5 protein-coding genes are annotated in these 7044 nt (G+C 69.6%); all 5 read right to left on the bottom strand.

The window, feature by feature from the left end:
- Positions 1 to 56: 56 nt before the first annotated feature.
- Positions 57 to 2603, bottom strand: coding sequence for a DUF4118 domain-containing protein (locus tag ABT123_RS21475; RefSeq protein ID WP_351316918.1), 2547 nt, complete (start codon positions 2601 to 2603; stop codon positions 57 to 59).
- 14 nt (positions 2604 to 2617) lie between these two features.
- Complete coding sequence (locus ABT123_RS21480) at positions 2618 to 3304, bottom strand: response regulator (RefSeq protein ID WP_351316921.1); 687 nt, start codon at positions 3302 to 3304, stop codon at positions 2618 to 2620.
- Positions 3301 to 3975: a potassium-transporting ATPase subunit C gene (locus tag ABT123_RS21485; protein ID WP_351316924.1), complete on the bottom strand. Its 675-nt coding sequence runs from the start codon at positions 3973 to 3975 to the stop codon at positions 3301 to 3303. The genes ABT123_RS21480 and ABT123_RS21485 overlap by 4 nt, the downstream gene beginning before the upstream one ends.
- A gap of 4 nt (positions 3976 to 3979) precedes the next feature.
- On the bottom strand, positions 3980 to 6109 hold the full coding sequence (kdpB, locus tag ABT123_RS21490) for a potassium-transporting ATPase subunit KdpB (RefSeq protein WP_351316927.1): 2130 nt from the start codon (positions 6107 to 6109) through the stop codon (positions 3980 to 3982).
- The coding region (gene kdpA, locus ABT123_RS21495) for a potassium-transporting ATPase subunit KdpA (protein WP_351316930.1) at positions 6106 to 7044 on the bottom strand (939 nt) is incomplete at its 5' end. The genes kdpA and kdpB, both read right to left, overlap by 4 nt.

Below are 7044 nucleotides of genomic sequence, written 5' to 3' on the forward strand. Positions count from 1 at the left end.
CAACCTAGAGGCAGCAGCAGCCAGCCCCGCCAGCAGTACGGGGATCCAGCGGTCGCTCAGCGGCGGGCTCTCTGCAGGTCGCCGGTCTCCGGGGGGCGGTTCCCCGGCGGGGTGAGGGTGAGGGCGAGGACCATGGTGAGGCCTCCGCCTGGGGTGTCTTCGGCGGTGAGGGTGGCTCCGATGGCTTCGGCGAAGCCGCGGGCCACGGCCAGGCCGAGGCCGACTCCGGCGCCTCGCGGGGCGTCGCCGTGGCGCTGGAACGGCGCGAAGATGCGTTCCTTCGCCTCGTCCGGGACCCCGGGCCCGCGATCGACGACGCGGAGTTCGACCCGGTCCCGCAGGGCGCTGGCCGCGACCAGGACCGCGGTGTCGTCCGGGCTGTACTTGACCGCGTTCTCCACGATGTTGGCCACCGTCCGCTCCAGCAGGCCGGGGTCCACCGTGACCATGGGCAGATCCTCGGGGATGTCGAGGTCCACGCTGCCTTCCGGTACGCCGCCCAGGGCCATCGGGACGACCTCGTCGAGGTCGATCTCGCGCAGCACCGGGGTGACGGTGCCCGTCTGGAGGCGGGACATGTCGAGCAGGTTGTCCACCAGGTTTCCCAGCCGGTCCGCGCCCGCTTCGATGCCGGCCAGCAGTTCGGCGCGGTCCTCCTCGGACCATTCGACGTCGTCGGAGCGGAGCGAGCTGACGGAGGCCTTGATGCCGGCCAGCGGGGTGCGCAGGTCGTGGCTGACCGCGGCCAGCAGGGCCGTACGGATCTTGTTGCCCTCGGCCAGGCTGCGGGCCTCCTGGGCCTCGCCGACCAGCCGCTGCCGGTCGAGCAGCGCCATGGCCTGGGCGGCGAAGGCCCCGAGTACGCGGCGGTCCTCGGCCGGCAGGACGCGGCCGGTCAGGGCCAGGGCCATATGGTCGCCGATGGGCATGTCCACGTCCGCGTCCTCGGGGCGTGCGGCCGGGGTGGGGCCGACGCTGCCGGAGCTGGTCCACGGTTCGACCTCGCTGCCGCGCTCGAGCAGGGCGACGGATTCCATGGCGAAGGTTTCGCGGACGCGTTCCAGCAGGGCGTCGAGAGTGGTCTCGCCGCGCAGCAGGCTGCCGGCGAGCAGGGTGAGGATCTCGGATTCGGCGCGCAGCCGGGCCGCCTGGTGGGTGCGGCGGGCGGCCAGGTCCACCACGGAGGCCACCGACGCCGCCACCGCGAAGAACACCGAGATGGCGACGATGTTCTCGGGGTCGGAGATGGTGAGGGTGTGGAGGGGCGGGGTGAAGTAGTAGTTCAGCAGCAGGGAGCCGACGGCCGCGGAGGCGAGAGCCGGGCGCAGTCCGCCGAGCAGGGCGGCGGCGACGGTGAGGCCGAGGAAGAGCAGGACGTCGTTGGCGAGCCCCGGTCCCGGCTCCAGGGTGGTGAGGAGGAGGGTGAGGAGGGCGGGTCCGAGGACGCCGACCAGCCAGCCGGCCACGATCCGGGAGCGGTCCAGGCGGGCGCCGCGGGCCACCGGCAGGCCGCGGCCCTTGGCCGCCTCGTCGTGGGTGACGATGTGGACGTCGATGTCGGGCCCGGACTCGCGGGCCACGGTGGCACCGACCCCGGGCCCGAGGACGTACTGCCAGCTCTTGCGGCGGCTGGAACCCAGCACGATCTGGGTGGCGTTCGCCCCGCGGGCGAACTCCAGCAGGGCGCTGGGGACGTCGTCGCCGATGACGTGGTGGAAGCTGCCGCCCAGGTCTTCGACCAGGGTGCGCTGGACGGCGAGTTCCTTGGGGGAGGCGGAGGAGAGGCCGTCGCTGCGGGAGATGTAGACGGCCAGGAGTTCGCCGCCGGCGCCCTTCTCGGCGAGGCGGGCGGCGCGCCGGATGAGGGTGCGGCCTTCGGGGCCGCCGGTCAGGCCGACGACGATGCGTTCACGGGCCTGCCAGGTGGTGCGGATGTCGTGCTCGCCGCGGTATTCGCGGAGGTATTCGTCGACCCGGTCGGCGGTCCACAGCAGGGCGAGTTCGCGCAGGGCGGTGAGGTTGCCGGGGCGGAAGTAGTTGGACAGGGCCGCGTCGACCCGGTCGGGTTTGTAGATGTTGCCGTGCGCCATCCGGCGGCGCAGGGCCTGCGGGGACATGTCGACCAGCTCGATCTGGTCGGCCCGCCGGACCACCTCGTCCGGCACCGTCTCGCGCTGGCGCACTCCCGTTATCGACTCGACCACGTCGCCGAGGGATTCCAGGTGCTGGATGTTGACGGTGGAGACCACATCGATGCCGGCTTCGAGGAGTTCCTCGACGTCCTGCCAGCGTTTGGCGTTGCGGGAGCCGGGGATGTTGGTGTGGGCCAGCTCGTCCACCAGGGCCACGGCCGGCCGCCGCCGCAGCACCGCGTCCACGTCCATCTCGGCGAACACGGTGCCGCGGTAGTCGAGATCGCGGCGCGGGACCTGTTCCAGGCCGTGCAGCATCACGACGGTGCGCGGACGGTTGTGGTGCTCGACGAAGCCGACGACGACGTCGGTGCCCCGTTCCACCCGGCGGTGCGCCTCGGAGAGCATCGCGTACGTCTTGCCCACACCGGGCGCCGCGCCGAGGTAGATCCGGAGCTTTCCGCGTCCCATCGATGAAGCCGTTCCTATGCGTCGAACCGGTAGCCCATGCCCGGGGTGGTGATCAGGTACCGGGGGTGGGCGGGGTCCGCTTCGAGTTTGCGCCGCAGCTGGGCCATGTAGACCCGCAGGTAGTTGGTCTGGGTTCCGTAGCTGGAGCCCCACACCTCCTGGAGCAGCCCGCGCTGGGTGACCAGCCGGCCGCGGTTGCGGATCAGCACCTCCAGCAGGTGCCATTCGGTCGGCGTGAGCCGGACCTCCTTGCCCTGCCGCTTGGCCTTCTTGGCGAGCAGGTCGATGGTGAACTCATCGGTTTCCACGATGACGTCCTCACTGACCGCTTCCTTGGACTCCAGGGTCCGCCGGGAGGAGGCCCGCAGCCGGGCAAGGAGTTCGTCCATGCTGAACGGCTTGGTGATGTAGTCGTCGGCGCCCGCGTCGAGCGCCTCGACCTTCTCGTCGCTGCTGTGCCGGGCCGATACCACCAGGATCGGCACCCGCGACCAGCCACGCAGCCGCCGGATGACCTCGATCCCGTCCATGTCGGGCAGGCCGAGGTCGAGCAGGACGACGTCCGGCCGGCGGGCGGCGGCGGCCGCAAGGGCTCTGCTGCCGTCCGGCGCGGAATCCACCTCGTAGTGGCGCGCCTTCAGGTTGATCTCCAGAGCCCGTACCAGCTGCGGCTCGTCGTCGACCACCAGCACCCTGGTCACCGCGCGAGCGCCTTCAGGGCGACGTTGAGCTCGAGGACGTTGACGCGGGGCTCACCCATGAAGCCGAGGGTGCGGCCGGTGGTGTGGTCGGCGACCAGCTTCTCGACCTGCTTGACGTCGAGCTTGTTCTGCTCGGCGACCCGGTTGACCTGGAGCCCCGCGTACTCGGGCGAGATGTGCGGGTCGAGGCCGGAGCCGGAGGAGGTGACGGCGTCGGCGGGCACGTCCTCCGGCTTGACCTTGTAGGTGGCGGTGGAGTTGTCCGCGACGACGGCGGCCTTGGCGTCGGTGACCCACTTGATGAGGTCCTCGTTGTCACCGGCCCGGTTGGTGGCGCCGGAGAGGATCAGCGAGTACTGGGTGTTGACGCTGTTGGAGCCCAGGCCGTTGGAGGGACGCGGCTGGAACCACTTCAGGTCCGGCTTGGCCGCCTCCTCCGGGTCGTCGGGGTTCTGCTTGGGCAGGTTGTACGTCTGGCCGATCAGGGAAGAGCCCACGACCTGCCCGCTCTTGTCCTTGATCTCGGAGCCGTTGGCCTTGTCGTTGAACAGGGCCTGGGCGATCCCGGTCACGACGAGGGGGTAGATGACCCCGCAGATGACCGTGAGGACCAGCAGGGCCCGCAGGCCCGCCCCGATCAACCGTGCTGTGTTGCCTACAGAGGTGTTCATGGGGTCAGCCGATTCCGGGGATGAGGGAGATGAGCATGTCGATGAGCTTGATGCCGATGAACGGGGCGATCAGGCCGCCGAGACCGTAGAGGCCCAGGTTGCGGCGGAGCATCTTGTCCGCGCTGGTCGGCCGGTACTGCACGCCCTTCAGGGCGAGCGGTACGAGCGCGATGATGATCAGCGCGTTGAAGATGACCGCGGAGAGGATCGCCGAGTTCGGCGAGGACAGGCCCATGATGTTGAGCTTGTCCAGGCCCGGGTAGACCACCGCGAACATGGCCGGGATGATCGCGAAGTACTTCGCGACGTCGTTGGCGATGGAGAAGGTGGTCAGGGCGCCGCGGGTGATCAGGAGCTGCTTGCCGATCTCGACGATCTCGATGAGCTTGGTGGGGTTGGAGTCCAGGTCCACCATGTTCCCGGCCTCCTTGGCGGCCGAGGTACCGGTGTTCATCGCAACGCCCACATCGGCCTGCGCGAGCGCCGGGGCGTCGTTGGTGCCGTCACCGGTCATCGCGACCAGCTTGCCGCCCGCCTGCTCCCGCTTGATCAGCGCCATCTTGTCCTCGGGCGTGGCCTCGGCGAGGAAGTCGTCGACTCCGGCCTCCTCGGCGATGGCCCGGGCGGTCAGCGGGTTGTCACCCGTGATCATGACCGTCTTGATGCCCATGCGGCGCAGCTCGTCGAACCGCTCGCGCATGCCCTCCTTGACGACATCCTTGAGGTGGATGACACCCAGGATCCGGGCACCGCTCTCGTCCTCCACCGCGACCAGCAGCGGCGTGCCGCCGGCCTCGGAGATCCGGCTCGCCAGGACGTCGGCGTCCTCGGACACCTGGCCGCCCTGCTCGGTGACCCAGGCGATGACCGAACCGGCCGCGCCCTTGCGGATCTTCTTGCCGTCCACGTCCACACCCGACATACGGGTCTGGGCGGTGAAGGCGATCCACTCGGCGTGGCCGAGCTCGCCCTGGTGGCGCTCCCGCAGCCCGTACTTCTCCTTCGCCAGGACGACGATGGAGCGGCCCTCGGGGGTCTCGTCCGCGAGGGACGACAGCTGGGCCGCGTCCGCGACCTCCGCCTCGGTGGTGCCCTTGACCGGGACGAACTCGGCGGCCTGGCGGTTGCCGAGGGTGATGGTGCCGGTCTTGTCGAGCAGCAGGGTGGAGACGTCGCCGGCGGCCTCGACGGCCCGGCCGGACATGGCCAGGACGTTGCGCTGGACCAGGCGGTCCATGCCGGCGATGCCGATCGCGGAGAGCAGCGCACCGATGGTGGTCGGGATCAGGCAGACCAGCAGCGCGGTCAGCACGATCATCGACTGCTCGGCGCCGGCGTAGATCGCGAAGGGCTGGAGGGTGACGACGGCCAGCAGGAAGACGATCGTGAGGGACGCCAGCAGGATGTTGAGGGCGATCTCGTTCGGGGTCTTCTGCCGGGAGGCGCCCTCGACCAGGTTGATCATCCGGTCGATGAAGGTCTCACCGGGCTTGGTGGTGATCTTGACGACGATGCGGTCGGAGAGGACCTTGGTGCCGCCGGTCACGGCCGAGCGGTCGCCGCCCGACTCGCGGATGACCGGCGCGGACTCGCCGGTGATCGCCGACTCGTCGACGGAGGCCACGCCCTCGACGACGTCACCGTCGCCGGGGATGATGTCGCCGGCTTCGCAGACCACCAGGTCGCCGATCTTCAGATCGGTGCCCGGCACCCGCTCCTCGTCCCCGCCGACCAGGCGGCGGGCAACGGTGTCGGTCTTGGCCTTGCGCAGGGTGTCCGCCTGCGCCTTGCCGCGGCCCTCGGCGACGGCCTCCGCGAGGTTGGCGAAGATCGTGGTCAGCCACAGCCAGGCGGTGATCGCCCAGCCGAACCAGTCCGTCGGGTCCTTGATCGCCAGCACGGTGGTGACGACCGAGCCTATGAGCACCACGAACATGACCGGCGACTTGATCATCACGCGCGGGTCGAGCTTGCGGATCGCGTCCGGGAAGGACTTGACCAGCTGCTTCGGGTCGAACAGACCGCCGCCGACTCGCGTCTGCTCCGGCTTGTGGCCGGTGGGAACGTCGGAGTGGGGAGCACGGGTGGGGGTGGCTGTGGACATGGCGTCCTGCTTCTTTACGTCGATGGTCATGACGCCAGCCCTTCGGCGAGCGGACCCAGCGCCAGAGCCGGGAAGTAGGTCAGACCAGTGATGATCATGATCGTGCCGACCAGGAGCCCGGTGTAGAGGGGCTTGTCGGTGCGCAGCGTGCCCGCCGTCTCGGGGACGGGCTTCTGCTCGGCGAGCGAGCCGGCCAGCGCCAGGACGAACACCATGGGCAGGAAGCGGCCCAGCAGCATCGCGATGCCGATGGTCGAGTTGAACCACTGCGTGTCGGCGTTCAGGCCACCGAAGGCGGAACCGTTGTTGTTGGCGCCCGAGGTGTAGGCGTAGAGGATCTCGGAGAAGCCGTGCGCCCCGCTGTTGGTCATCGAGTTCGCCGGGGTGTCCAGCGCCATCGCCGCGGCCGTGAAGCCGAGCACCAGCGCCGGGGTGATGAGGATGTAGCAGGCCGCGAACTTGATCTCGCGGGTGCCGATCTTCTTGCCCAGGTACTCGGGGGTGCGGCCGACCATCAGACCGGCGATGAACACCGCGATGATCGCCATGACCAGCATGCCGTAGAGGCCGGAGCCCACTCCACCGGGGGCGATCTCGCCGAGCTGCATGCCCAGCAGCTGGATGCCGCCGCCGAGGCCGGTGAAGGAGGAGTGGAAGGAGTTGACCGCACCGGTGGAGGTGAGCGTGGTCGCCACCGAGAAGATCGAGGAGGCGGCGATGCCGTACCGGGTCTCCTTGCCCTCCATCGCGCCGCCCGCGAGGTCGAACGCCGGGCCGTGGTGGGCGAACTCGGTCCACATCATCAGCGCGGTGAAGGTCAGCCAGATGGTGGCCATCGTCGCCAGGATCGCGTAACCCTGCTTCACGCTGCCGACCATCTTGCCGAAGGTGCGGGTCAGCGAGAACGGGATGACGAGGATCAGGAAGATCTCGAACAGGTTGGAGAACGGGTTGGGGTTCTCGAA

It is taken from the genome of Streptomyces sp. NPDC002054, from assembly GCF_040296685.1.
Taxonomy (GTDB): Bacteria; Actinomycetota; Actinomycetes; order Streptomycetales; family Streptomycetaceae; genus Streptomyces.

Bases quoted from the DNA above. Each gene is read 5' to 3' on its own strand.
- ABT123_RS21475 (WP_351316918.1), bottom strand. From the start codon at position 2,603: ATGGGACGCGGAAAGCTCCGGATCTACCTCGGCGCGGCGCCCGGTGTG.
- ABT123_RS21485 (WP_351316924.1), bottom strand. From the start codon at position 3,975: ATGAACACCTCTGTAGGCAACACAGCACGGTTGATCGGGGCGGGCCTG.
- kdpB (WP_351316927.1), bottom strand. From the start codon at position 6,109: ATGACCATCGACGTAAAGAAGCAGGACGCCATGTCCACAGCCACCCCC.